This is a genomic window from Phenylobacterium sp. J367 (genome assembly GCF_024699985.1).
In the GTDB taxonomy this organism is placed as follows: domain Bacteria; phylum Pseudomonadota; class Alphaproteobacteria; order Caulobacterales; family Caulobacteraceae; genus Phenylobacterium.
This window is the reverse complement of record NZ_JAJONA010000001.1, coordinates 311,521-335,897: the sequence shown is the minus strand read 5'-3', so window position 1 is coordinate 335,897 and position 24,377 is coordinate 311,521. Positions and strand designations below refer to the sequence as shown.

Here is a 24,377-nt window from a genome sequence, read left to right as displayed (position 1 = left end):
TGCGCTTTTGAGTCTGCCGCGTCTACCATTTCGCCACTGGGGCACAGGGGCGGGCGCGCAATCTAGCGGCGGCCCGCCCAGGGTCAACGCGGCAGGCCGATCAGAACTGCACGAAGCTCTTGAAGCCGCCGTAGATCATGCGCTTGCCGTCGAACGGCATGCATTCCGCGTCGCTGCTCAGGCGCGGATCGGCCATCACCTTGGCGTTGATCTCGTCGCGCTGCTCGCGGCTTTCGTAGGTAATCCAGGAGAAGAAGACGACCTCGTCGTCCTTGGCCATCACCGCGCGGGGGAAGGACGTCAGTTCGCCGTAGGGCGTGTCGTCGCCGACGCACTCGACGTAGGACAGCGCGCCGTACTCCATCCAGATCTCGCCGGCCTTGGTGGCGATCTTGCGGTATTCCTCGAGCTTGTCCTTCGGCATGGCGAGCACGAAACCGTCGACGTAGGGCATGGGGTGACCTCCTCATTCGTCCTTGTTCCGCCCAAGGACGGCGGCGGGGAGGCCGATCCGACACCGGCCGGCGGAAAAAGGGAAGCCGGCTAGGTTTGCCGCTTCTGGGCGATGCCGGCGAGCATGGCCTTCAGCCCGAACTCGAAGAACGGCTCGGACTCCTCCGGCGCGCGCATGGCCATCTGCTCGTCGAGGACCCAGCCCACCGCATAGCGGCCGAGCGCGCGCAGGCTGGCGGTGGCGTCGGCGCGGCTGAAGCCCTCGCGCTCCAGGCGGGCGACCATGTGCGGGAAGGAAAGCACCGTGCTCGTGCCGGTGGGGCGGGCGCCGGCCAGGATGCGCGCGCCGTCGCGGCGCGACAGCGCCACCCGGCGGATGTTGCGGGCCCCGGCGCCCAGCCAGGCCTCCCAGTCGCCCGGATAGGCCTCGGGCGCGGGCAGCGCCTGCTCCAGCATGGCCTCGGCCATGTGGTCGTAAAGCTCGCGCATGTTCCGGAAGTGCCAGTAGAGCGACGGCCCCTTGATGCCCAGCGCGTCGGCGAGCCGGCGCGTCGAGAGGCCGTCGAAGCCCACGTCGTCCAGGAGGTCGAGGGCCGCGCGGACGATGGCCGGGCGGTCGAGGCTGCTGGCGCGAACGGGTGAATCGCTTGACATCTCGCGCCACCCTAGCACTGCTAGGGCCGACCGGCGCAAGACCGGATGGGGAGGACCAGATGAAGCTGACCAACACCCTGGCCGCGCTGGCGGCGCTGGCCGCCGGCGCCTTTGCGGCCCCCCGCCGTGGCGAAGGACATGGGCGGCGTCGCCTGCACCACGCCGCCGCCGGCCCGCTGCGTCGGCGAGGCCTGCGCGACCAGCGGCGACCTCGCCAACCTCGGCAACGCCACCGACGCCAGGACCGGGCGGAAGTTCTTTCTCGACTACCCGTGCGACCTGAAGCCGAACGAGAAGGTGGTGTTCATCCTGAACCTCCACGGGGCGGGCTCGGTCGGCAACTGGCAGCGGCACTACTTCCCGGCCGCCGACTTCAAGGACAAGTACCGGCTCGTCGTCGCGACCCCGACCGCGGCGACCCTGGGCAGCATGGGCGGCTCGGGTCCCGGCGTCCGCCGGTGGGACGCCGCGGCCGACGACGCCCACCTGCAGAACATCACCGACTTCGTGCTGGACACCTTCGGCCGGTCGAACATCCGCAGCTTCTGGCTGGCCGGCCACAGCCAGGGCGGCTTCACGTCCAGCCGGATCGTCTGCACCGGCTATTTCAAGGACAAGGTCGACGGCTGGCTCTCGCTCTCCGGCGGCCGGGTGGGCCAGGCGCCGTTCGTCGCCCAGTTCGGCCCGCCGCAGGCGGACGGCTCGCCGCCGGCCCCGCGCGCCCGGCCGCCCCTGCCCAACACCCTGCCGGCCTGCGACTACTCGCACATCTTCACGGTGGGCCAGTGGGAGATCGAAAGCCTGCCAGAGACCTCGCCGCTCGCCGAACGGTTCGGCTGCGCCGCGCGCGTCCGGCGCCAGGACATCGTCGACGACAAGGCCGGCTACGTCTGGGACTACGCCCGGGCCGGCTACCGCGTCTGGGGCCTGAAGGCCCGCCCGGGGACCGCCGAGGCGTTCGTCTATCCGAACTGCCGCGAAGGCCGCGTGGTCGCCGACGTCGTCCGCATGGACAAGGGTCACACCGAAGGTCTCGAGCCGAAGGTAACGGAGGAACTGGTCCGGCTGATGGTCTCCGCGACCGGCGGCAAGCTGCAGCGGGCGTCCAGCCAGGCGGACCAGTAGCCCCTCGACTCCGTCCGCGGCCTCGGGCCGGCGGGCGAAATGGGGCGCATGTCTTGCGCCCCGCGCTCTCCTTCCCTGTCCGGGGGCGGGGGAGGAGAGCGACCTTCCTTGACCGTCGCGGCGACCCGCCTCACACCGCCTTCCGTGTCCTCCCTCGCGACCCAGAACATGGCGCTCGGCATCGCCTACCGGGTGCTGGCCATGGCCTGCATGGCCTGCCTGGCGGCGATCGTGAAGTGGACCGGCTCGCGCGGCGTGCCGGTGTTCGAGATCATCCTGTTCCGCAACGCCTTCGCCTTCGTGCCGCTCGGCCTCTACATCTGGCGCACGACCGGGTTCGAGGTGCTGAAGACCGACCGGCCGGTCGGCCACCTGATCCGCTCGGCCATCGGGCTGACCGGCATGGTCTGCGGCTTCACCGCCGTGCAACACCTGCCGCTCACCGAGGCCACCGCCCTGCAGTTCGCCTCGCCGCTGTTCATGACCGCGCTGTCGGCCCTGATCCTCGCCGAGCCGGTGGGCCGCCACCGCTGGGGGGCGGTGATCGTCGGGTTCGTGGGCGTGCTGATCATGGCCAGGCCCCAGCCGGGCCACTTCAACCTGATCGGCGTGTCGCTGGGCCTGGCGAGCGCGCTGGGCGCGGCCGGCGCCATGGTCGCGATCCGCCAGATCGCCGACACCGAGCGGGGGCCGACGATCGTCTTCTACTTCACCCTCGCCGGCACCGTGCTGGGCCTGCTGGGCTCGCTCGCCTTCGGCTGGATCGTCCCGGACCCGCTGACGCTGACCTTCCTGATCCTCGCCGGCCTGATCGGCGGCGTGGGCCAGCTCTTCCTCACCGAGGCGCTCCGCCAGGCGCCGGTGGGCGTGGTCGCGCCGTTCGACTACACCCAGCTCCTCTGGGCGGCGGTAATCGGGCTCCTCGTCTGGGGGAGCTTCCCCGGGCGACGACCATCGTCGGGGCGATCCTGGTGGCCGGCAGCGGGGTCTATATCCTGCACCGCGAACTGCGCCGCTTCGGCGCGCGCGATTGACAGCGGCCCCACTCCGGGAGGATTCTCCCAAGGAACGCCGATACGCGGCGGCGCTCTTCGTCGCGCGGCGAACGGATGGAGCGGATCATGCGCAAGGGTCTGGTCGGCGTCTTGGCGCTCACGGGCGGGCTCGCCCTGGCGATCGTCGCGAGCGACGCGCACGGCGCGATCACCGTGCTGGGCGGCGGCCTCGCCGAGGCCTGTTCGAAGGCGGCCCGCGCTGGCGAGCGCGACCTGCAGTACGAGCGCGCCTGCACCCTGGCGCTCGAGACCGAGGCCCTCAGTCCCCGCGACCGGGCGGGCACCTATGTGAACCGCGGCGTTCTCAAGCTGCGCCGGCTGAACTGGGACGCCGCCACCCAGGACTTCAATCAGGCGGTGCGCATCAAGCCGGATCTGGGCGAAGCCTATGTGAACCGCGGCGCCGCCGCGATCGGCGACAAGCGCTATTCGGAGAGCCTGCCGGACATCAACCGCGGCATCGAACTCGGCATCGATGAGCCGGCCAAGGCCTACTACAATCGCGCGCTCGCCTACGAAGGCATGGAGGACGCGAAGGCGGCCTATTTCGACTACCAGAAGGCCCTCGAGCTCAATCCGGAGTGGGGCCTGCCGCGCGAGCAGCTCGCGAGGTTCACCGTCACCCGCCGCTGAGGCTGGCGCGTTCGGGTGACGCGCCCCATCTCACGGGGCGGAAGGAGTTCGCCCATGCGCGTCCCGATCGCCGCCGCCCTGCTCGCCGTCGCCGCCGCCCTGCCTGCCGCCGCCCAGGTGGCGGTCCCCGGGGCGGAGACGCTGCGGATGCAGGAACTGCAGATGCAACAGGACATGATGCGCCAGCGGATGCTCGCCCAGGAGCTGGAGCTCAATGCCCTCGACAACCGGCTGCGCACCCAGCAGGCCGAACAGGACCTCCGGGTCCAGCGCGGCCAGCCCCTGGTCCCGCTCCGGCCCTACGAGCCGGGCCGTCCGGCGGCCACGGTCGGGACCGGCGGCTTCGCCAGCATGCCCGACGACCGCCTGGCCGCCTCAAACGCCAGGGTGAAATCGGTGACCGGCGAACGCCAGTAGTCCGCGCGGAGCCGGAGCGCCCGCCCTGCGTTATGGCGCCGGTCATGAGGTGAAGCGGAGGTTCCCATGCGCTGGTCCGGCGGTCGCGGCGGCGGCAATATCGAAGACCGTCGGGGGCTCGGCCCGGCCGGCGCCGTGGGCGGCCTGGGCGTCGGCGGCGTGGTGCTGGCGCTGATCGGCTACTTCGTCTTCGGCATCGACCCCTCGACCACCATGAACGCGGTCGGCGGCGGCCAGCAGGTCGAGCAGCAGGCGGGCGTGCGCGGGCCTCCCGCCGACGAGGCCGGCCGGTTCGTGGACGTGGTCGCCACCAACGTCGACGACGTCTGGACACAGATGTTCCGGCAGCAGGGCCAGACCTACGAGCCGGCCGCCGCCGTCGTGATCTACGACCAGGCCACCGGCACCGGCTGCGGCATGGGCCAGTCGGCCATGGGGCCGTTCTATTGCCCGTCCGACCGCAAGGTCTATCTGGACCTGGCCTTCTGGAACGACCTGGAGACCCAGCTCGGCGCCCGCGGCGAGGCGGCGCGGGCCTATGTCATCGCCCACGAGATCGGCCATCACGTGCAGAACATCACCGGCGCCGCGGAGATGTCGCGGCGGATGGGCTCCAAGGGCGCCGAGAGCGGCGCGGTGCGGCTGGAGCTGCAGGCCGACTGCTACGCCGGCGTCTGGGCGGCGCACGCCTCGGCGGTTTCCGGCGGTCAGGTGGCGCTGGATCCGAAGGACATCGAGGACGGGCTGCGCGCCGCCGCCGCGGTCGGCGACGACACCCTGCAGCGGAAGTCCCAGGGCCGGGTCATGCCCGACGCCTTCACCCACGGCAGCTCCGAACAGCGGATGCGCTGGTTCCGCACGGGCGTGCAGTCCGGCGATCCGGCGGCCTGCGACACCTTCCGCGCCGCGCGTCTCTGATCCCCGCTGGAAGGGTGGGGCGGTCCCCGGGTCCAGGGACCGCCCCGTGCCCCCGGCGCGGCCGCAAGGGGCGCGGGGACAGCCGTCCGGCAGCGCGACCAGCGTCCGCCGAATGGACCTCGAAAGACCCTCTCCAGAAAGGTCCGTGGACGCTTGATGCCATGCCGCGGATGACCCGATGATGAACCATGGCGGCGCTTTGCCTTGCGGGCGCGGCGGCGTCGGACTCTCCGCCTTTCGTGAACGGGTCGGCCCGGAACGCTGGGGCCGGGCGGCTGTTGATGCGACATCCCCCATCGCAACAAGGAGTCCCGGCATGCACGCGCACGAGATGATCGCCACGCATCCGCACGTCCGCGGCGACACGAACGAGGCCCTGATCCGCTGCATCGAGGAATGCTACGACTGCGCCCAGACCTGCACGTCCTGCGCCGACGCTTGTTTGGGTGAGGAGATGGTCCAGCACATGGTCCAGTGCATCCGCACATGCCTGGACTGCGCCGACGTCTGCACAGCCACCGGCCAGGTGGCCACGCGCCGCAGCGGCAGCAACGAGCTTCTCATCGCCAGCCTGCTCGCCACCTGCGAGGAGGCCTGCCGCCTCTGCGCCGAGGAATGCGAATCGCACGCGGACCGGATGGAGCACTGCCGGATCTGCGGAGAAGCCTGCCGGCGCTGCGAGGCGGCATGCCGTGAGGCCCGCGCGACCCTTGGCGGCGCCCCTGCAGTAGCCTTGCGCCTGGCGCAGTCCGCTGCGCCGCCGTGACGCATAGCGAGCGAACCGTCCCCCCCGGCTATCTGAACGCCTGCATCAATCGCCAGGTCGTTGGGGGCGCTCCGCCATGAACGTCACGTCTAAGGAATTCGCCGAGTGGGGCTCGGCGCTCCTGGTGTTCGGGTGCGGCGGCGCGGCCGGCCACTATGCGGCGCTCGGCATGACCCCCGTTCCAGTGGCTGGGCGCCGCGGCGGCGGTCCTGGGCTCGGTGACGGTCGCGGTCTGCGTCCGGGTCTGGCCGGCGCCCGTCAAGGCCAAGGCCGAACAGGACTGATCCGGCGCCAACGCCGATCGGCCAGGGCCCGCCTCGGCGGGCCCTTTTGCTGTCTGCCTACTCCGCCGGCTCCGGCGCCACCGGCACCAGGATCTCGCCGCCGGTGTCGCGGAACTTCCGCGACATCTCGGCCATGCCGGTCTCCACCTCGTTCTGCTGACGCGCGGCATCGCGGATGTCCTGGCTGATCTTCATCGAGCAGAACTTCGGGCCGCACATGGAGCAGAAGTGGGCGGTCTTGTGCGCCTCCTTCGGCAGGGTCTCGTCGTGGTAGAGGCGCGCGGTCTCGGGATCGAGGCCGAGGTTGAACTGGTCCTCCCAGCGGAACTCGAACCGGGCGCGTGACACCGCGTCGTCCCACATGGCCGCGCCCGGATGGCCCTTGGCGAGGTCGGCGGCGTGGGCGGCGAGCTTGTAGGTGATGACGCCCGTCTTCACGTCGTTGCGGTCGGGCAGGCCCAGGTGCTCCTTGGGCGTCACATAGCAGAGCATGGCGGTGCCGTACCAACCGATCATCGCCGCGCCGATGGCGCTGGTGATGTGGTCGTAGCCGGGCGCGATATCGGTCGTCAGCGGGCCGAGCGTATAGAACGGCGCCTCGTGGCAGTGCTTGAGCTGCTCCTCCATGTTGGCCTTGATCTTGTGCATGGCCACGTGGCCCGGGCCTTCGATCATCACCTGGCAGCCGTGCTTCCAGGCGACCTTGGTGAGCTCGCCGAGCGTCCGCAGTTCGGCGAACTGGGCCTCGTCGTTGGCGTCCGCCGTCGAGCCGGGCCGCAGGCCGTCGCCGAGCGAGAACGACACGTCGTAGGCCCGCATGATCTCGCAGATCTCCTCGAACCGCTCGTAGAGGAAGCTCTCGCGGTGGTGGGCCAGGCACCACTTGGCCATGATCGAGCCGCCGCGGCTGACGATCCCCGTCACCCGCTTCGCCGTCAGCGGCACGAAGGGCAGGCGGACGCCCGCGTGGATGGTGAAATAGTCCACGCCCTGCTCGGCCTGCTCGATGAGGGTGTCGCGGAACACCTCCCAGGTCAGGTCCTCGGCGACGCCGCCGACCTTCTCCAGCGCCTGGTAGATCGGCACCGTGCCGATCGGCACCGGGCTGTTGCGGACGATCCAGTCGCGGATGTTGTGGATGTTGCGGCCGGTGGACAGGTCCATGACCGTGTCGGCGCCCCAGCGGGTCGCCCAGACCAGCTTGTCGACCTCGTCGTCGACGGTCGACAGCACCGCCGAGTTGCCGATGTTGGCGTTGATCTTCACCAGGAAGTTCCGGCCGATGGCCATCGGCTCCAGCTCGCCGTGGTTCACGTTGGCCGGGATGATCGCCCGGCCGCGAGCCACCTCCTGGCGGACGAATTCCGGCGTTACGAAATCGGGGATCGAGGCGCCGAAGTCCTCGCCATCACGGACGCAGGGGCTCGACTGCTCGCGGCGCAGGTTCTCGCGGATGGCGACATATTCCATCTCGGCGGTGATGATCCCGGCCCGGGCGTATTCGAGCTGGGTGACCATGGCGCCGGACTTGGCGCGATAGACCTTGCGGCCCTCGTCGGGGAACTGCGGCGCCAGGTATTTGCCGGTGGCGCCGCCGTTGTCCTCCGGCCTCACCTGCCGCGGCTCGGCCACCACCTCCACGTCGCCGCGCGCCAGGACATAGGCGTCGCGCGGCCGCGGCAGGCCCTTCCGGATGTCGATCACCGCGTTCGGGTCCGTGTACGGCCCCGACGGGTCGTAGATCGTCACCGGCGGCTCGTTGGCGCTCGGGTGCACGGCCACCTCGCGGAACGGCACCCGCAGGTCCGGGAACAGCTCGCCCGCCGCATAGACCTTGCGCGAGCCGAGGCGCTCGCCGGTCGGGATCGCCCCAGCGGTTTCCGGGGTCGGGTCGAGGGGGGCCGGTGGGCTTGTTCATGGCGCGCGCATCTCCGTTCTGGACGGATCACGGGCGTCAGGTCGGACGGGCCTTCCCTTCGCCGGCATGACCCGGATCAGGTTCGACGGGTCGTGGGCTCACCCACCTCTCAGCCGCTCATGCGCGGCCCCCCGAGGACGGCGGCGACGCTACGCCCATCGATCCGGCGGCGCCACCGAATTCCGTCGCGGGAACACCGGGGGCGGTCGTATGCTTCAGACAGGAGGAGGAATGCCGATGAACCCCGCCCCGACCCTGGCTCAAGCCCTCGCCCTGGCGCTCGCCGCGGGACTCGGCGCCTGCGCCCCGACCTCGCCCCCCGCGCTCCGTGCTGGCCGCGGAGGCCGCCGCCGTTGCGCCCGCGCCGCCGCCCGGGACCCGTCTCGCGTCCGGCGACTGCTTCCGCACCTCGGACATCCGCAACCACACCATCGCCGACAACCGCACCCTGCTGATCGACGTCCAGGGCCGCGGCGCCTACCGGATCGGTATGAGCGGCGCCTGCCTGGCCGGCGCCACCAGTTCCGACCCGCTGATCATGCGCTCGCCGCCGGGCAGCACGATCGCCTGCGCCCCCATCGATCTCGACATCGGCGTCCGCCACGTCGGCGGCTACACCAGCCCGTGCATCCCGGAATCGGTGATGAAGCTCAGCGAGGCCCAGGTCGCGGCCCTGCCGGCGAAGCTCCGCCCGTAGATTTCCTCCCCCGTCCGCTGTCGTTCACAGGGGCGGTAAGGGCTCGCGCGGCGCGCGGGCGAGTGCTAACCCGCGACCATGCATCTCGCCCGCTTCAATCCCGTCCGCTTCGCCCACCTGCCCACGCCGCTGGAGCCGCTGCCCCGCCTGACCGAGGCGCTGTCGGGCTCGCCCGGCGGCGGGCCGATGCTGTGGATCAAGCGCGACGACTGCACGGGCCTCGCCGGCGGCGGCAACAAGACCCGCAAGCTCGAGTACCTGCTGGGCGACGCGCTCGCCAACGACGCTGACACCCTGGTGACCCAGGGCGCGGTGCAGTCCAACCACGTCCGCCAGACGGCGGCGGCGGCGGCGAAGTTCGGCCTCGCCTGCGAGATCATCCTGGAGCACCGCACCGGCTCCCAGGCCCAGGACTACAACCGCTCGGGCAACGTCCTGCTGGACGAGCTGCTGGGCGCCAAGGTCCGCCACGTGCCGGCCGGCACGGACATGAACCAGCAGCTCGCCGAGGTCGCCGCCGAGGTGGCCGAGCGCGGGGGGCGGCCCTACGTGATCCCGGGCGGCGGTTCCAACATCATCGGCGCCCTGGGCTATGTGGAATGCGCCATGGAGATCGTCATGCAGGCCAATGAGCTCGGCCTGGAGGTCGACCGCATCGTGACCGCCACCGGCTCGGCCGGCACCCACGCGGGCCTGGTGGCCGGCCTCGCGGTCATGGGCGCGGACATCCCGGTGCTCGGCATCGGCGTGCGCGCGCCGAAGGAGACCCAGGAGGCCAACGTCTTCAAGCTCGCCCAGGAGACCGCCGACCTGCTGGGCCATCCCGACCGCGTCACCCGCGACATGGTCGTCGCCGACTGCAACTACGTGGGCGCGGGCTACGGCCTGATCGACCAGGCGGTGATCGACGCCCTGACGCTGGCGGCCCGCACCGACGGCATCCTGCTGGACCCGGTCTATTCCGGGAAGGCGATGAAGGGCCTGATCGACCTGGCCGGCCAGGGCGCCTTCGACGGCGAGAACGTGGTCTTCCTGCACACCGGCGGTGCGCAGGGGCTGTTCGGCTACCAGACCGAGCTCGAAGGCAGGATGGGATGAGGGAGCGCCCGACGCTCGGCGTGGAGGTATTTCGTGGATAGTCACGCCTCGCTGACCCTCGGCGTGCTGGGCGGGATGGGCCCGGCGGCGACGCTGGATTTCCTGGCCCGGCTGCAGGCCTACACCCCGGCCGAGCGCGATCAGGACCACATCCGGGTGCTGGTGGACATCAATCCCCAGGTGCCCGACCGCAATGTGCCGGGCTCCGGCGCGGGCCCGGTGCTGGCCGAGATGGCCGGGGCGCTGCAGGGCGCCGGCGCCGACGTGCTCGCCATCGCCTGCAACACCGCCCACGCCCATGCCGACCTGATCCAGCGGGCGTCGGGCCTGCCGCTGATCGACCTGATCGAGACGGGCGCCCAGGCGGCCCACGCCACCGGCGCGGTGCGGGCCGGCGTGCTCGGCACCAAGGGCGCGCTGCGCCTCTATCGCGAATACCTCGCCGCGCAGGCCATGGGCCTCGTGGCCCTGCCGCCCGAGCGGCAGGAGGCCTTCATGGCGGTGCTCTACCGCATCAAGGGCGGCGACGTGGGGCCGGACGTCCGCCGCGCCATGCAGGGGCTGGCCGAGGACCTGATCGCCGACGGCGCGGAATGCATCGTGGCCGGCTGCACCGAGGTGCCGCTGGTGCTCGGGCCGGAGGACCTGAAGGTCGAGTTCATCGATTCCGGCGACCTGCTGGCGCGCCGCTGCGTGGCGGTCTGCCTGGGCTACGAACCCGTGCCGCAGGTGCCGGTCGGCTAGTCGGCCCTAGCGCATCATCGTGAACTGGGCGGGCGTCAGCGCCCGGGGCGTGAAGCGGGCGACCGCGATCGCGCCCTTGAACCAGTCGACATGGTCCATCCTGACGCCCACCGAGCTGCGGCCCGGGCCCTGGGGCGTGAAGGCGACCTCGGCCTCCGCCTCCAGCTCCCCGTTGACGAAGGTGGCGTAGCGCCGCCCGTCGCACACCTGGGCCACATGGTGCCAGCGGCCGAGCTGGCGGACCTTCTCCGGCCGGGCCAGGGTCTGGCTGTAGCCGGGGCCCTTGATGAAGGCGTCGAGATACCAGCCGGCCGGCGTCGTCCGGGTCTCGAACATCATCCGCGTCCCCCCGAGACGTCCGCCGAGGCCGGCAAGGCGGGGTCCTCGGCGAGGTGCAGCCAGCGCTGCTCGGTCGCCCCGCCATCCGGACGGATGACCGCCTCGATGGTGAAGGCCGCCGCCCCGGCCAGGGGGTGCTGGGGCACGAGGATGCCGTCGCCGACGCCGTCGAAGCCGACCGCCCGGCCGAACGGACCCGCCGCGAAGTCGGGCGAGCCGATCAGCTCGATGGGCAGGCCGCCCAGGCGCTTCAGGTTGTCGAACCGCCAGACGCTCGGGCGCGGCGCCTGGGCCAGGGCCGGACCGGCGAGGAGCGCGCCCGCCGCGCCCGTCAGGACGGCGCGGCGGTCAGGGATGGAGGCGGGGGCGAAAAGGGTGGGGCGCGGAGCGTTTTCCATGACCCGAAGCCAACCCCAGCCGCGCCGCCTGTCAAGCTTGGCTCAGCGGCGGAGCTCGATCAGGTCGAGGGTCGATTCCTGTTTCGGGAAGGGCAGGACGAGGCGCCAGGTCCGCTCGCCGATCCGCTCGACGACGCCCACCTGGTCCCGCTCGGGATCGCGGCCATAGGCGGCGCGCCCCTCGGTCCCCCAGGCCACCGCGCCCAGGTAGACGAGGGCGCCGGCGGCTGTCCGGATAGAGGTGGCCCATGGGCCGCTGCGACCCCGTGGTCTTGGTCAGCGTCAGGTCCCCGCCGGGCGAGAGGTCCACCTTGCAGGCGAACCAGCCGTAGGCGACGAGGCCCAGTCCGCCGGGACGTCCGCCGGACCCGAGCTTGACGGTCCGGCAGCGGTAAGTTCCCGGCGTCGGCTCGGGCCGCGAGGCCAGGGCCGCCTTCGGATCGGCGAGCCGGCCGAGCGCGGCGAGCGCGCGGCCCTGGCCGGCCCGGCGGGCCTCGGCGGTCGCCTGGTGCCAGGCCTCGTCCAGCCGTTCTAGGCGGCGGACGTCGGCGGGCTTCGCGTCGTGCCGCCAGCTCGCCGAGGCGGCCAGGGCGGGGAGGGCGGCGGCGGCCGTGACGGCCAGGGCGATGAGCGTGGGGCGTCGCATGGGACCTCCGTTTCGCGGCCCATGCTCAAGGACGCGGCCTGAACCGCGGATGACCTCGGGGGCGTCAGCCCAGAACGCGCAGGGCGGCGTCCGAGAGCCCGAGCCAGAAGGCGCCGCACAGCGCCATCGCCACCAGGAGGGCCAGCAGGCGCAGCAGGCGGACCGACGGACGCCGGCGGGGGTTCCTGCCGTCCAGGGCCATGGACGCCAGCACCTCCGGCCCCACCGAGGTGGAACGCGCGGGGCCGCGGCGTGCGGCCAAGCGCGCGTAGGCGTGCCGCGGCTGGCGGGCGACGGCGGAATACGGCCGGGGCATCGGGTCCATCCTCGATCAGGACCCTCCCTATGGCGCAGGATGACACCGGTTGCGCCTACGCAAAACTACAGTGGGCGAGCGGCGGTATGGCTAGAAGTCGACGTCAACGGCCACGGTGACGGTGTCGCCGGCAGAGATTTTTTTCCCTCGTCCGCACCTCGGCCTTGATCGGCAGGAGGAAAGAGCCGGAGCGCTTTTCCGGGAAGACCGAGGTCTTCCAACTCGTCCCGCCGATCGTCGCGGTGATCCTGACCGAGCCCCAGCCGCGCCGCGGCCCGGCGGTCAGCGCCCGGATGCCGTCGGCCACGTCCTTCGGCAGGGTGACGAAATGCCAGGCCGCCGTCTCGGCGGTCCACAGCCAGACCTCGCACTCGGCTTCGTAGCGCATCTGTGGCCCTCGCCCCTTCTGACCGTCATGGCGCGGGCCTGGGCAAAGAGAAGGGCGGCCCCGGTGCGGGACCGCCCTTCATCCCCAACGGAAAGGGGTGGCCTTACGGCGTGGTCGTCGTGGCCGGATCGGCCGGGATCGGTTCCGGGATCGGGACCGGGGTCACGACCGGCGGGCTGGCCGGGGCGACGGGGGCCGGGGTGACGGCCGGCGGGCTGTCCACGGTGGCCGTCGAGGGCGTGGCCGCGCCGGCGTAGGGCTGCGGGCCGGCCGGCAGTTCGGCGGTGCCGCTGGCGTCGATGGCCGTCTCGCCCGACGTGGCGCTGGCGGCGGCGGCGGGACGGGTCCGCGGGGCCTGGGCCGTGCGGATCGGAGCCGTGCGCTCGGCGGCGGCGGCGCGCTCGGTGGCGCCGGCGTTCACGGCCGGCGGGGCCTGGGCGGTCTCGAGCGCCGGCGTCGAGGTCATCGGCGCCATCGGCGCGGCGGGGGCGGTGGCGACGGCGGTCGGCTCACCGGGGTTCAGTTCGGCCATGCCGGTGTCGCCCGGACGGCTCATGTACCAGCCGGCGGCGGCGAGGCCGACCAGCGCCACGGCGCCCACGGCGACCGCGGCCACCGGGATCGGCGACTTCTTCACCGCGGCGGCGCGGGCGGCGGGGGCGCCATCGGCTCGGCCTCGGCCCGGGTCGTATAGACCGGCTCGGCCGTATAGGCCGGCGCGGCGGCTGCGGCGGCCGGCTCGGCGACGTACGGATCCGGCGCCGGGGTCATCGGCCGGGTGGTGGTCACCGGCGCGTCGAGCGGATTGACCGTCGAGGTCGGGGCGGTCGTCGCCCGCGCCGCGATCGGCGCGTCGAGCGGATTGACGCCGGACGCCACCGCCGACGGCCTGTCGAGCGGCGCGTCGAGCGGATTGGGGCCCGACGGGGCGGCGCCGGTCACCGGGCGGTCGAGGGGCGCATCCAGCACGGAGGCGCCGGTGCGCGGGGACGTGGTTTGGTTCATGGACATGCTCAGTCCCTCCAGGAAATCTCGTGGAGCGGTGAACTCGGCCATGCCCGGGCCGGTTCCCAAATCGTGATCCGGCGAGCTTGACTATTGGAGACTGTCGTCCGTCTTCCTGCGTCGGACGTATCGACCTGCAATCTCTGAAAATGCCTTTGAATACACGCACGTGGCGGCGCGAATGCCTGTGGCGTCTTCGCCAGGGTGGCGGAATTCGGGCAAGCGGCGCCGTGCAATGACCTTATTCTGAAGCTGGTCGATCCTGACCGCTCGCCTGTGGCGCGAACGCCGCGCCCTGGACCCCGCGTCGCAGATGTGACCATCGGTGTCGCCACGGTTGCTTGACCGGCCCCGGCGGCCCCCTCCAAGCTCGCCCCTCAGGTCGGAGGATTGGATGCGCCTTAAGGCACGGCTGCAGCGCGAGTGGCGTTTTCTGCGCGGGCTGAACCGCACGCTGAAGGGGGTGAAGTCCATCGCCCCCGACAGCCCCAACCTGATCTGCGACGACGTCCAGGCGGCGGTGGAGCGGTGGCGCGAGCGGCCGGCCATCACCTTCGAGGGGCGCACCGTCACCTATGGCGAGATGGACGCCATCGCCAACCGCTTCGCCCACTGGGCCAAGGGGCTGGGCATCCGGCGCGGCCAGACCGTGGCGCTCTTCATGCCGAACCGGCTGGAGTACTTCTGCGTCTGGTACGGCCTCTCCAAGGTCGGCGTGGTCACCGCCCTGATCAACAACCAGCTCGCCGGCCTGCCGCTGGCCCACTGCCTGAACATCTCCCAGGCCCAGCACGTGATCGTCGACGCCGAGACCTCGCCGGTGTTCGAGCAGGCGAAGCCGCTGCTCGACCGCACCCTGCAGCAATGGGTCCTGGGCCCGGCCCACGGCGACCAGCGCGATCTGGTCCAGGCGCTGAAGAGCTGCAGCATGCTGCCGCCCGACAAGGGCGTGCGCGAGGACATCCGGGCCCGGGACACCGCCCTCTACATCTTCACCTCGGGGACCACCGGCCTGCCCAAGGCGGCGAAGATCACCCACCAGCGGGCCCAGCTCTACATGCGCGGCTTCGCGGGCTCCACGGGGGCCAAGGCGTCCGACCGGATCTACATCACCCTGCCGCTCTACCACGCCACCGGCGGCCTCTGCGCGGTGGGCGCGGCCCTGCTGAACGGCGGCTCCCTGGTGCTGCGCCGCCGCTTCTCCGCCAGCCACTTCTGGGAAGATGTGGTGGCCGAGAGCTGCACCATGTTCGTCTATATCGGCGAGCTCTGCCGCTATCTGGTGAACGCGCCGGAGAGCCCCTACGAGACCCGCCACAAGATCCGCCTGGCGTTCGGCAACGGGCTCAGGCCCGACGTCTGGCCGGAGCTGAAGCGCCGGTTCCGCATCCCCGAGATCCTGGAGTTCTACGGCTCCACCGAGGGCAATGTCTCGCTCTTCAACTTCGACGGCCGCGAGGGCGCGGTCGGCCGTGCGCCCAAGTGGCTGCGCAAGCGCTTCAACGTGCGGCTGATCCAGTTCGATGTGGAGAACGAGAAGCCGATCCGCGGGACCGACGGCTTCTGCATCGAGGCCGGCCCCGGCCAGATCGGCGAGTGCATCGGCAGGATCGGCGGCGACGCCCGCAGCGACTACACCGGCTACGTCGACAAGGCGGCGTCGGAGAAGAAGGTGCTGCGCGACGTCTTCGAGAAGGGCGACCGCTGGTTCGCCACCGGCGACCTGATGAAGACCGACGCCGACGGCTATCTCTACTTCGTCGACCGGATCGGCGACACCTTCCGCTGGAAGGGCGAGAACGTCTCCACGAACGAGGTGGCCGAACGCCTGCTGGCCGCGCCGGGCGTCGAGGAGGCCAATGTCTACGGCGTCGAGCTGGCCGGCGCCGACGGCCGGGCCGGCATGGCCGCCCTGGTGGTCAACGGCGACTTCGACATCGGGACGTTCGGCGAGCATGTGGCCCGCGAGCTGCCGACCTACGCCCAGCCGCTGTTCGTCCGCCTGCTCCCGGGCCTGGCCACCACCGGCACCTTCAAGCTGCGCAAGTTCGACCTGGTGGCCGACGGCTTCGACCCGGCCAGGATCAAGGGCCCGCTGTTCTTCCATGACCCGAAGAAGGGCTATGTGAAGGTCACCAAGGGCGTTTTCGAGAAGCTGTCCAGCGGGGGCGTGAAGGTCTGAACCCGCCTGGCTGTCACCTCATGCCATCTCGTGAAAAAGCACTTTACAACACAAAGTACTTTTGCGAGAACGCCGTCATCAGAGACGGGAGCGGCTGACATGGCCCAACAGAACCAGAGCGTGAACGACGATATCGCCTTCCTCCGCGACCTCGCGGAGGCCGGCCGCGACCGGCCGATGGTCGGCGGGTCGATCCTCCTGACCGCCGGGGCGCTCTATGGCGCGGCCAGCCTGGCGATCTGGGGTCTGCTGACCACGGGGGCGATGGAGAACTGGATGTATGGCGGGGTCTTCCTCGCCGCGACGGTGGTCTATCTGGCGGCCCTGGTCTGGCTGCTCCGTGGCATCCCGCAGACCGGCAGCCCCTACCAGGTGGCGACCGGCGTCGCCTGGTCGGCGATGGGCTGGGCGATCTTCGTGATCGGCGTCAGCCTGGGCGTGGTGACCTGGCGGCTGCAGGTCCCGAACCTGATGTCGGCGTTCCCGTGCATTCTCATGGCGCTCTACGGCTCCTGCTGGCTGCTGGCCGGCACGCTGATGCGCCAGGGCTGGATGAAGGCGGTGGCCGCCGGGCGCCTACCTGACCGCCCTGGCCTGCGCCTGGTTCGTCGATCAGCCCGTGGAGTGGCTGCTGTTCGGCCTGGGCCTGATCGGCCTGCTGGCTATTCCTGGGGCCGCCCTGATGCGCCAGGCGAAGCAGGCCGCGTGATGGCCGACGACTTCGACATCGGCGAGATCGACGAGGTCATCCACGGCCGGATGCGGCTCGGGATCATGGCCTACCTCGCCAGCGGCGGGACCGCCGACTTCAACGATCTGAAGGCCCGGCTGCAGGCCACCGACGGAAACCTCTCGGTCCATCTGCGGAAGCTCGAGGAAGCCGGCTACGTCGCCATCGACAAGACCTTCGTGGGCCGGAAGCCGCTCACCCGGGTGGCGCTCACCGGGCCCGGCCGCGCCGCCTTCGTCCGCTACCTCGACGCCATGGCGCGGCTGGTGAACGGCTAGGGCGCGTCAGGCGATCGCGCTGATCAGCGGCAGGGTGACCCGGCACACCAGGCCGGCCGGCGCGAAATCGAGGACGGCCTCGCCGCGCATCTCGCCCTGCAGGCTGCGCTCGATGAGCCGGGAGCCGAAGCCGCGGCGGGTCGGCGGGGTCACCGGCGGCCCGCCCCGCTCCTGCCAGGTGAGCTTCAGGCGGCTGTCCTCAATCGTCCAGCGGATCTCCACCGACCCCGTCGCCACTGTCAGGGCCCCGTACTTCGCGGCATTGGTGGCGAGTTCGTGGAACAGCAGGCCCAGCGTCAGGGCCTCGGACGGGGAGAGGTCGGCGTCGGGACCCGCGAGGGTGTAGCGCTCGGCGCCGTAGGGCCGGAACTCCAGCTGCACCACGTCGCGCAGCTGGGCGCCGCGCCAGTTGCTGGCCGTCAGCAGGTCATGGGTGGCCGAGAGCGCCAGGAGCCGCGCCTCGAAGGTCTCGCGGAAGGACTCGGGATCGGGACTGGTCCGGAGGGTCTGGGCGGCGATCGCCTGGACGGTGGCCAGCGTGTTCTTCACCCGATGGTTCAGCTCCGCGACGAGCAGCTTCTGCTGCTCCTCCGCGTGGACCCGGGCCGTCACGTCGCTGCCTTCCACGAAGACGCCCCAGGCCTCGCCGGCCGCGTTCAGGATCGGCTGGTAGATGAAGTCGACGAACCGTTCCTCCAGCGGGGCGTCGGGCGTGCGCTGCAGGAAGACGCTGGCCGCCTGGCCGATGAACGGCTCGCGGCTGTTCATCACGCCCCGCAGCAGGGACGTGAAGCCCTGGCTGCGGATCTCCGGCAGGGCCTCGTCGATCGGCTTGCCGATGACCTGTCGGTGCCCGATGAGCTGGAGATAGGAGCGGTTGGCCAGGACGAAGGTCAGGTCGGGGCCGGTCAGCACCGCCATGAAGCCCGGCGCCTGCATGAAGAGGTCGCGCAGGCCCTGGGCCTCGTCGAGCAGCGCCCGGTTGATCTCCTCGGCCTCGAGGGTGCGCAGCAGCAGGTCCTTCTCGCCGGGCCGGATCGGATCGACGCCGGGGCCGTAGGCGATCTCCTTCAGCTTCTGCAGCTCGGTGACGTCGACGGTGTTCTGGATGATGAACTGCGTCTGCCCGTCGGGACCCAGCAGGGGCACGTGGGCGGCGGACCAGTAGCGCATCTCGAAGCCGCCCCCCGCGGCTCGCCGGCCGTTCGATGGGGTAGGGGATCAGCGGGATGGAATGCGGGCGGCCGGTCGCCAGCACCAGCTCGAAGGATTCCCGCAGCCGCCGCCCGCTCTCGCCGGGATTGGGGAACACCTCGAACAGATCGCGTCCGATCAGCGCCTCGCGCGACCGCTCCAGCGTCGCGCAGTAGGCCTCGTTGACCTCCACGTAGCGCAGGTCCCGGTCGAGGATCATGTAGGGGCTGGGCAGGCGCATGAAGGCCGCCGCGTAGTCCGGCGGTGCGCCGGGCTCCGCGCTCTGGCGCGCCTCGATATCGTCCATTCGCGCCCCGGGGCCCTTTTCAACAAGCGGTACGGATAATCACATACCGCGATCTGCCGCAAACGTCGCGCTGCCAGCCGACACAAACCATCCTATATGTGCCGCCATGCTCGATGCTCCGGCCCTCAAGGGCGCCGCCCTGATCAAGGATGAGGTCAAGCGCCTGCCCGATCGGCCGGGCGTCTACCGGATGTACGGCGACGACGGCGAGGTGCTCTACGTCGGCAAGGCGCGCAGCCTGAAGAAGCGCGTGCTGCAGTACGCCCAGGGCCGCTTCCACACCCAGCGCATCGCGCTGATGGTCGACCTGACGCGGTCGATGGAGTTCGTCACCACCAAGACCGAGACCGACGCGCTCCTGCTCGAGATCAACCTGATCAAGCAGCTGAAGCCGCGCTTCAACGTCCTGCTGCGCGACGACAAGAGCTTCCCCGAGATCGTCATCCGCCGCGAGCATCCGGCCGCGCAGCTCCGCAAGCACCGGGGCGCCCACACCATCAAGGGCGAGTATTTCGGGCCGTTCGCCAGCGCCTGGGCGGTGAACCGGACGCTGAACACCCCTGCAGAAGGCCTTCCTGCTCAGGTCGTGCTCGGACAGCGTCTACGAGAGCCGCACGCGGCCGTGCATGCTGCACCAAATCCGCCGCTGCGCCGCGCCGTGCACCGGCCTGATCAGTCTCGAGGACTACGACGGCCTGGTGGACCAGGCCCAGGCCTTCCTGCGCGGCAAGAGCCGGGCGGTGATGTCGAGGATGGCTGCGGAGATGCAGGCCGCCTCCGACGAGATGGAGTTCGAACGCGCCGCGCGCCTGCGCGACCGCATCCGGGCGCTTGCCTCCATCGCCCAGGAGCAGCAGATCAACCCCGACACCGTGGACGAGGCCGACGTCTTCGCCCTCCACGCCGAGGGCGGTCAGGCCTGCGTGCAGGTGTTCTTCTTCCGCGCCGGCCAGAACTGGGGCAACCGCGCCTACTTCCCGCGCGTCGACAAGGCCGACGAGGATGCGGACGTCATGGGCGCCTTCCTGGGCCAGTTCTACGACGACAAGCCGATCCCGCGGATGATCCTGACCAGCGTCGAGCCGGCCGAGCGCCAGCTGCTCGCCGAGGCCTTCGCCCAGAAGGGCGGGCGCAAGGTGGAGATCGCCACCCCGCAGCGCGGCGAGAAGCGCCAGCTCGTGCAGCACGCGCTCACCAACGCCCGCGAGGCGCTCGGCCGCAAGCTCGCCGAGAGCAGCGCCCAGTCGAAGCTGCTGGCCGGGGTCTGCGAGGCCTTCGGCCTGGAGGGTCCGCCCGAGCGGATCGAGGTCTACGACAACAGCCACATCCAGGGCACGAACGCCGTCGGCGGGATGATCGTCGCCGGGCCGGAGGGCTTCCAGAAGAGCCAGTACCGCAAGTTCAACATCCGCTCGACGGAGATCACCCCCGGCGACGACTTCGGCATGATGCGCGAGGTGTTGAAGCGCCGCTTCTCCCGGCTGGTGAAGGAAGAGGAGGAGGGCCAGGGGGCCGTCCGCCCCGACCTCGTGCTGATCGACGGCGGGGAGGGGCAGCTTGCCGCCGCCGTGGAGATCATGGCCGACCTGGGCGTCGACGACATCCCGGTGGTGGGCGTCGCCAAGGGCCTCGACCGCGACGCCGGCATGGAGCGCTTCTTTGTGCCGGGGAAGGCGCCGTTCCGCTTCGAGCCGAAGGACCCGGTGCTCTACTACCTGCAAAGGCTGCGCGACGAGGCCCACCGCTTCGCCATCGGCAGCCACCGCACCCGCCGCTCCATGGACATCAAGAAGAACCCCCTCGACGAGATCGAGGGCGTGGGGCCGGGCCGCAAGCGGGCGCTCCTGCACACCTTCGGCTCGGCCAGGGGCGTCTCCCGGGCCTCCGTGGAGGATCTCGCCAAGGTCGAGGGCGTCAGCCAGCCGCTCGCCGAGCGCATCTACGCCTTTTTCCACAAGGCCTGAGCCGGCGGAAAAGACGCCGGTTCGACGAACCGAATTAACCCAATTCCCAGAGTTTGCCCGGCATCTTCCCCCGTCGGCGGGGGCGTCGAGGCGTTGCGGAAGGGTCGGCTGCTGATGGTTGGGGAACTCGCGCGCGCGTCGTTTGCGCCGGTCCGAGCGCTCCGGTTGGCCGCTTTCGCCGCGCTCATGGCGGTCGTTTCCCTGGTGGGCGTGGCCTCGGTCGCGGCGCTCGGTCAGGCGGCCCCGGTATGGCCTGCCAACGGCGTGGCCCTGGCCATGCTCCTGGCTGTATCGCCCCGCCATTGGACGCACTGGGCGATCGCCGCGTGGGTGGGCAGCGTCGCCGCCGGCGTCGTGGGGGGCGTTCCCCTGCCGGTCACGGTCGTGCTCGGGCTTTGCAACCTCTTTGAAGTGGCCTTCGCATACCTGCTGATCCGACGCTTCGTCGGGCGGTTCGATCCCGGCCGGGTCTTGGATCTCTCCCGCTTCTTCGGCCTCGCGGGCGTCCTGGCGCCGCTGGTTGCGTCCTGCCTCGCCGCTGTCGCCGTCCATTTCCTGCGAGGCGGTACGACGTTCGTCGAGGTGCTGAAGTGGGCGGCCGCGGACGGCCTGGGCATTATGATCATCACGCCCCTGATGCTCACGCTTCGGGATCTGCGCGAACGGCTGCGCAGCACGCCGATGACGGCGCGGGCGGCCGTCTCGCTGCTCGGCGTCGTCGCCGTGGGCCTGGCGGTCAGCCTCTCAAGCCTGCCGCTCTATTTCCTCCTCGCCCCGGCCATGCTGCTGGCCGTCTTCCAACTGGAAGTGGCCGGTGCGGCGCTGGCGGTGCTGACGGTCGTGGCCATGGGCTTCGCCATGGCGGCGCTCGGACACTATCCGCTCGTCCAGATGGGCGTGCCGCTGGCCGACCGGTTCATCGTCGGGCAGGTGTTCCTGGCCTGCCTGGTCCTGACCAGCTACCTGACCGCCGCCGTGCTCGCCCAGCGCCGCGAGCTGAAGGGCAAGCTCGACGAGCAGTACCGCCGGGTGAAGCTGGCCGAGGAGATCGCCGGCGTCGGCTACTGGCGCTTCGACTACCAGACCCAGACGCTGGACTGGTCCGACGTGGTGCGCCGCGCCTACGGGTTCGATCGCGACGCCACCGGCGCCGAGGCTGTGGCCGGCCTGCATCCGGACGACCGCGAGGAGGTCGTGCGCCTGATCCGCGAGGTCCGTGAGACCGGCGAGGAGCGTGCGCTGGAGTACCGGCTGGTCAGCCGCACCGGGGAGGTGCGCCAGGTCGTCGGTAGCGCCGCCCGCGAGGTCGCGCCGGACGGACGCGGCGTCGCGGTCATGGGCGCCTTTTTCGACGTCACCGAGCTGCGCCAGGCCCAGGAGGAGGTCGTCGAACGCGAGGCCCGCTACCGCCTGCTCGCCGACGCCGCCACCGACGTGGTGCTGAAGGCCGACAAGGACGACGTGCTCAGCTACGTCTCGCCGGCCGCGCGCCGCTACGGATACGAGCCCGAGGACCTGATCGGGGTCAGCGGCTACAGCCTCGTCCACCCGGACGATGTCGGGAAGCTTCGGGCGATCGTCGCCGACCTGTTCTCGGGCCGGCCGGTGGACCCGACGGTCGACCGGACCTACCGCCTGCGCACGGCCGACGGCCGCTATATCTGGATGGAGGGCAATCCGGCCATCATCCGCGACGAAGCCGGCCGGCCGGTCTCCATCGTCTCCCAGCTCCGCGACATCACCCAGCGCAAGGCCATGGAGGCCGAGCTCCACGCGGCCCGCGAGGCGGCCGAGGCCGCCGCCGCGGTGAAGGCCGACTTCATGGCCAACATGAGCCACGAGCTGCGCACCCCGCTGACCAGCGTGCTGGGCTTCACCAATCTGGCCCTAAACCAGCCCGACCTTTCCGACACCACCCGCCGCCACATCGAGAAGGCGTCCAACGCCGGGGCGGCCCTGCTCACCATCGTCAACGACATCCTCGACTTCTCGCGCCTGGAATCGGGCCGCCTGCAGATCCGGCCGCAGCCCTGCGACCTCGACGCCCTCTGCCGCTCGACCCTGGAGCTGTTCGGCGCCCAGGCCGAGGAGAAGGGGGTCCAGCTTCGCTACGCCGCCGAGGGCCTGCCGGCCCACCTGACCCTCGACCCCGAGCGTGTCCGCCAGGTCCTGCTGAACCTGGTCGGCAACGCCGTGAAGTTCAGCGACCGGGGCGCCGTGCGCCTGACCGCCTCGTGGCGCGCCGGCCGGCTGCGCATCGCCGTCGAGGACGACGGTCCGGGCATCGCGCCCGATCAGCAGGCGCTGCTGTTCCGCCGCTTCTCGCAGGTCGACGGCTCGGCGACCCGCCGGCACGGCGGCACGGGCCTCGGCCTCGCCATCTGCCTGGGCCTCGTGGAGGCCATGGACGGCGAGATCGGCGTCCGGAGCGAGGTGGGCGAGGGGGCGACCTTCTTCTTCGAGCTGCCGGCCGAGGCCGCGGCGGCGGAGGCCGAGGACGTCTCCGAGCTCCCGGCCATCCCGCCTGGCGTGCGCCTGCTGGTCGCCGACGACCATGCGGTGAACCGCGAGCTGGTCCGCGCGATCCCTCACACCGCTGGGCGTGGAGATCACCGAGGCCGCCACGGGCGCCGAAGCGGTCGCCGCCGCCAAGGCCGCGCCGTTCGACCTCATCCTGATGGACCTGCGGATGCCCGAGCTCGACGGCCTGGGCGCCATGACCCGGATCCGCGCCGGCCGTGGTCCCAACCGCAACGCCCCGATCCTGGCGTTCTCCGCCGGGGCCGACGCGCCGGGCGCCGAGGACCGCCGTCAGGCGGGCTTCGACGGCGACCTGGCCAAGCCCCTCATGCCCCTGGACCTGATGGCCGCGGTCGCCCGCTACGCCGTCCCGGCCCAGGCCCAGCCCGCGCCCCGGAAGCGGCGACGCGCGCGCAGGGGCTGATCCGCCGGCGGATCGGGAGTCTACCGGAGGGACCCGGCCCCTCAGCCAACCTTAGTGTGCCCGCCTGAGGGTGGGAGCGCGCGATGAGCGGTTGGTCCTTCGACAATCTCCTGGCTTACCTTCCGATCTGGGCGGTGGCGCTGGTGAGCGTCGTCCTGGCGACGGTCTTCTGGGCGATCGGCGAATGGGCCGCCGACCGGATCCGTCCGCGCCTCCCCACCCATTCGGCCGCCGCCGAGAAGATGCGCGACCAGGAAGGCTTCATGGTGGGCTCGGTGCTGGGCCTGCTCGCCCTGCTTCTCGGCTTCACCTTCGCGCTCGCCGTCGACCGGTTCGACGCCCGCCGGGCCCTCGTCCTGGAGGAAGCCGACACGATCGGGACCGCCTATCTGCGCGCCCAGCTCCTGCCGGAGCCGCATCGCGCGCAGATGTCCCGGCTGCTGGTCGCCTATACGGACAACCGCCTGGTGCTGGCGACCGCCCGCCCCGGTCGCAACGCCGAGCTCCTGGCCGCCAACGACCGGCTGGTCGCCGACATCTGGCGCGCGACCGCCGCGGCGTTCCCGGCCGTGCAGCATCTCGACTTCTCGTCGACCTGGCTCGACACCATGAACCGGCTGATCGACCTCGACATGGACCGCAAGGCCGCGCGGCTGGCCCGCGTGCCGGGCGGCGTCTTCCTGATCCTCTACATCTACTTCGCCGCCACGGCCGGACTGATGGGCTATGTGATGGGACCAACGCTCAGGCCGGCCGGCGGCGCGCTCCTCGGCCTCTTCGCGCTGGCGCTGCTGCTCGTGGTGGACATCGACCAGCCGACCGCGGGTCTCGTGAACGAGAGCCAGACGCCCATGCGCCTGCTTCGCAACAACATGAGCTCAGCCCACATAGCGCCGCCGCGCCCGGACCTGTAAGGAACGAAGC

24 protein-coding genes, 4 pseudogenes and 1 riboswitch are annotated in these 24,377 nt (G+C 71.1%); of the genes and pseudogenes, 15 read left to right on the top strand and 13 right to left on the bottom strand.

From position 1 onward, the window contains the following. Positions 1–100 precede the first annotated feature (100 nt). Positions 101–454, bottom strand: coding sequence for a DUF1428 domain-containing protein (locus LRS04_RS01940; RefSeq protein ID WP_257814905.1), 354 nt, complete (start codon positions 452–454; stop codon positions 101–103). Between the two features lie 89 nt (positions 455–543). After that, complete coding sequence (locus LRS04_RS01935; RefSeq protein ID WP_257814904.1) at positions 544–1,107, bottom strand: TetR/AcrR family transcriptional regulator C-terminal domain-containing protein; 564 nt, start codon at positions 1,105–1,107, stop codon at positions 544–546. 126 nt (positions 1,108–1,233) lie between these two features. On the opposite strand from LRS04_RS01935, the gene LRS04_RS01930 reads away from it, so the two are divergent. The 6 genes from LRS04_RS01930 to LRS04_RS01905 all read left to right on the top strand — a co-directional run bounded on the left by LRS04_RS01930 (position 1,234) and on the right by LRS04_RS01905 (position 6,021). Next, complete coding sequence (locus LRS04_RS01930; RefSeq protein WP_257814903.1) at positions 1,234–2,232, top strand: hypothetical protein; 999 nt, start codon at positions 1,234–1,236, stop codon at positions 2,230–2,232. A 144-nt stretch (positions 2,233–2,376) separates the two neighbouring features. After that, on the top strand, positions 2,377–3,579 hold the full coding sequence (locus tag LRS04_RS01925; RefSeq protein WP_257814902.1) for a DMT family transporter: 1,203 nt from the start codon (positions 2,377–2,379) through the stop codon (positions 3,577–3,579). Then, a complete protein-coding gene (locus LRS04_RS01920; protein ID WP_257814901.1) occupies positions 3,576–3,920 on the top strand; it encodes a tetratricopeptide repeat protein in 345 nt (114 codons plus the stop codon). Before LRS04_RS01925 ends, LRS04_RS01920 begins: the two co-directional genes overlap by 4 nt. Before the next feature lie 54 nt (positions 3,921–3,974). Beyond that, positions 3,975–4,337, top strand: coding sequence for a hypothetical protein (locus LRS04_RS01915; RefSeq protein WP_257814900.1), 363 nt, complete (start codon positions 3,975–3,977; stop codon positions 4,335–4,337). A gap of 66 nt (positions 4,338–4,403) precedes the next feature. Continuing rightward, the gene (locus LRS04_RS01910) at positions 4,404–5,255 is read left to right on the top strand and encodes a neutral zinc metallopeptidase (protein ID WP_257814899.1); all 852 of its coding nucleotides are present in this window, start codon (positions 4,404–4,406) and stop codon (positions 5,253–5,255) included. Positions 5,256–5,571: 316 nt separating this feature from the next. After that, complete coding sequence (locus LRS04_RS01905; RefSeq protein ID WP_257814898.1) at positions 5,572–6,021, top strand: four-helix bundle copper-binding protein; 450 nt, start codon at positions 5,572–5,574, stop codon at positions 6,019–6,021. 341 nt (positions 6,022–6,362) lie between these two features. On the opposite strand, the gene thiC is transcribed toward LRS04_RS01905, so the two are convergent. Further along, positions 6,363–8,171 carry a phosphomethylpyrimidine synthase ThiC gene (thiC, locus tag LRS04_RS01900; RefSeq protein WP_257818911.1) on the bottom strand — a complete coding sequence of 603 codons (1,809 nt, stop codon included), beginning with the start codon at positions 8,169–8,171 and terminating at the stop codon, positions 6,363–6,365. Between the two features lie 88 nt (positions 8,172–8,259). Continuing rightward, a riboswitch (TPP riboswitch) is annotated at positions 8,260–8,367 on the bottom strand. A 184-nt stretch (positions 8,368–8,551) separates the two neighbouring features. On the opposite strand from thiC, the gene LRS04_RS01895 reads away from it, so the two are divergent. The 3 genes from LRS04_RS01895 to LRS04_RS01885 all read left to right on the top strand — a co-directional run bounded on the left by LRS04_RS01895 (position 8,552) and on the right by LRS04_RS01885 (position 10,762). Continuing rightward, positions 8,552–8,920, top strand: coding sequence for a hypothetical protein (locus LRS04_RS01895; protein ID WP_257814897.1), 369 nt, complete (start codon positions 8,552–8,554; stop codon positions 8,918–8,920). Positions 8,921–8,998: 78 nt separating this feature from the next. Continuing rightward, positions 8,999–10,018 (top strand): D-cysteine desulfhydrase, encoded by a 1,020-nt coding sequence (locus LRS04_RS01890; RefSeq protein WP_257814896.1) that lies wholly within the window; start codon positions 8,999–9,001, stop codon positions 10,016–10,018. Between the two features lie 33 nt (positions 10,019–10,051). Next, complete coding sequence (locus tag LRS04_RS01885) at positions 10,052–10,762, top strand: aspartate/glutamate racemase family protein (protein ID WP_257814895.1); 711 nt, start codon at positions 10,052–10,054, stop codon at positions 10,760–10,762. A 6-nt stretch (positions 10,763–10,768) separates the two neighbouring features. On the opposite strand, the gene LRS04_RS01880 is transcribed toward LRS04_RS01885, so the two are convergent. The 8 genes and pseudogenes from LRS04_RS01880 to LRS04_RS01850 form a co-directional block, all read right to left on the bottom strand. Beyond that, the gene (locus LRS04_RS01880) at positions 10,769–11,098 is read right to left on the bottom strand and encodes a LamG domain-containing protein (protein WP_257814894.1); all 330 of its coding nucleotides are present in this window, start codon (positions 11,096–11,098) and stop codon (positions 10,769–10,771) included. Then, positions 11,098–11,499, bottom strand: a complete 402-nt coding sequence (locus tag LRS04_RS01875) for a hypothetical protein (RefSeq protein ID WP_257814893.1) — start codon at positions 11,497–11,499, stop codon at positions 11,098–11,100. The genes LRS04_RS01880 and LRS04_RS01875 overlap by 1 nt, the downstream gene beginning before the upstream one ends. Positions 11,500–11,541: 42 nt before the next feature. Further along, on the bottom strand, positions 11,542–11,697 hold the full coding sequence (locus LRS04_RS27490) for a DUF4893 domain-containing protein (RefSeq protein ID WP_374577078.1): 156 nt from the start codon (positions 11,695–11,697) through the stop codon (positions 11,542–11,544). 34 nt (positions 11,698–11,731) lie between these two features. Next, positions 11,732–12,145: pseudogene (locus LRS04_RS01870) on the bottom strand (DUF4893 domain-containing protein); the annotation flags it as partial. A 64-nt stretch (positions 12,146–12,209) separates the two neighbouring features. After that, positions 12,210–12,461 (bottom strand): hypothetical protein, encoded by a 252-nt coding sequence (locus tag LRS04_RS01865; RefSeq protein ID WP_257814891.1) that lies wholly within the window; start codon positions 12,459–12,461, stop codon positions 12,210–12,212. Between the two features lie 103 nt (positions 12,462–12,564). Next, positions 12,565–12,849 carry a DUF1905 domain-containing protein gene (locus LRS04_RS01860; RefSeq protein WP_257814890.1) on the bottom strand — a complete coding sequence of 95 codons (285 nt, stop codon included), beginning with the start codon at positions 12,847–12,849 and terminating at the stop codon, positions 12,565–12,567. A gap of 103 nt (positions 12,850–12,952) precedes the next feature. Next, positions 12,953–13,486, bottom strand: a complete 534-nt coding sequence (locus LRS04_RS01855; RefSeq protein ID WP_257814889.1) for a hypothetical protein — start codon at positions 13,484–13,486, stop codon at positions 12,953–12,955. Continuing rightward, complete coding sequence (locus LRS04_RS01850; RefSeq protein ID WP_257814888.1) at positions 13,483–13,860, bottom strand: hypothetical protein; 378 nt, start codon at positions 13,858–13,860, stop codon at positions 13,483–13,485. The genes LRS04_RS01855 and LRS04_RS01850 overlap by 4 nt, the downstream gene beginning before the upstream one ends. Positions 13,861–14,248: 388 nt before the next feature. On the opposite strand from LRS04_RS01850, the gene LRS04_RS01845 reads away from it, so the two are divergent. Together LRS04_RS01845 and LRS04_RS01840 are read left to right on the top strand one after the other, a co-directional pair. After that, positions 14,249–16,036, top strand: a complete 1,788-nt coding sequence (locus tag LRS04_RS01845; RefSeq protein WP_257814887.1) for a long-chain-acyl-CoA synthetase — start codon at positions 14,249–14,251, stop codon at positions 16,034–16,036. Positions 16,037–16,744: 708 nt separating this feature from the next. Next, the gene (locus tag LRS04_RS01840) at positions 16,745–17,044 is read left to right on the top strand and encodes a transcriptional regulator (RefSeq protein ID WP_257818910.1); all 300 of its coding nucleotides are present in this window, start codon (positions 16,745–16,747) and stop codon (positions 17,042–17,044) included. A 6-nt stretch (positions 17,045–17,050) separates the two neighbouring features. Here the strand turns inward: LRS04_RS01840 and LRS04_RS01835 are convergent, their stop codons facing one another. Together LRS04_RS01835 and LRS04_RS01830 are read right to left on the bottom strand one after the other, a co-directional pair. After that, complete coding sequence (locus LRS04_RS01835) at positions 17,051–18,217, bottom strand: sensor histidine kinase (RefSeq protein ID WP_257814886.1); 1,167 nt, start codon at positions 18,215–18,217, stop codon at positions 17,051–17,053. 109 nt (positions 18,218–18,326) lie between these two features. After that, positions 18,327–18,458, bottom strand: a pseudogene (locus LRS04_RS01830) (PAS domain-containing protein); the annotation flags it as partial. Between the two features lie 193 nt (positions 18,459–18,651). On the opposite strand from LRS04_RS01830, the pseudogene uvrC reads away from it, so the two are divergent. The 4 genes and pseudogenes from uvrC (at position 18,652) to LRS04_RS01815 (ending at position 24,367) form a co-directional block, all read left to right on the top strand. Beyond that, positions 18,652–20,509: pseudogene (gene uvrC, locus LRS04_RS01825) on the top strand (excinuclease ABC subunit UvrC). 114 nt (positions 20,510–20,623) lie between these two features. After that, positions 20,624–22,972 (top strand): annotated as a pseudogene (locus LRS04_RS01820) (PAS domain S-box protein); the annotation flags it as partial. Positions 22,973–23,111: 139 nt separating this feature from the next. Beyond that, a complete protein-coding gene (locus tag LRS04_RS27485; RefSeq protein ID WP_374577075.1) occupies positions 23,112–23,453 on the top strand; it encodes a response regulator in 342 nt (113 codons plus the stop codon). 83 nt (positions 23,454–23,536) lie between these two features. After that, on the top strand, positions 23,537–24,367 hold the full coding sequence (locus LRS04_RS01815; RefSeq protein ID WP_257814884.1) for a hypothetical protein: 831 nt from the start codon (positions 23,537–23,539) through the stop codon (positions 24,365–24,367). Positions 24,368–24,377: the final 10 nt, after the last annotated feature.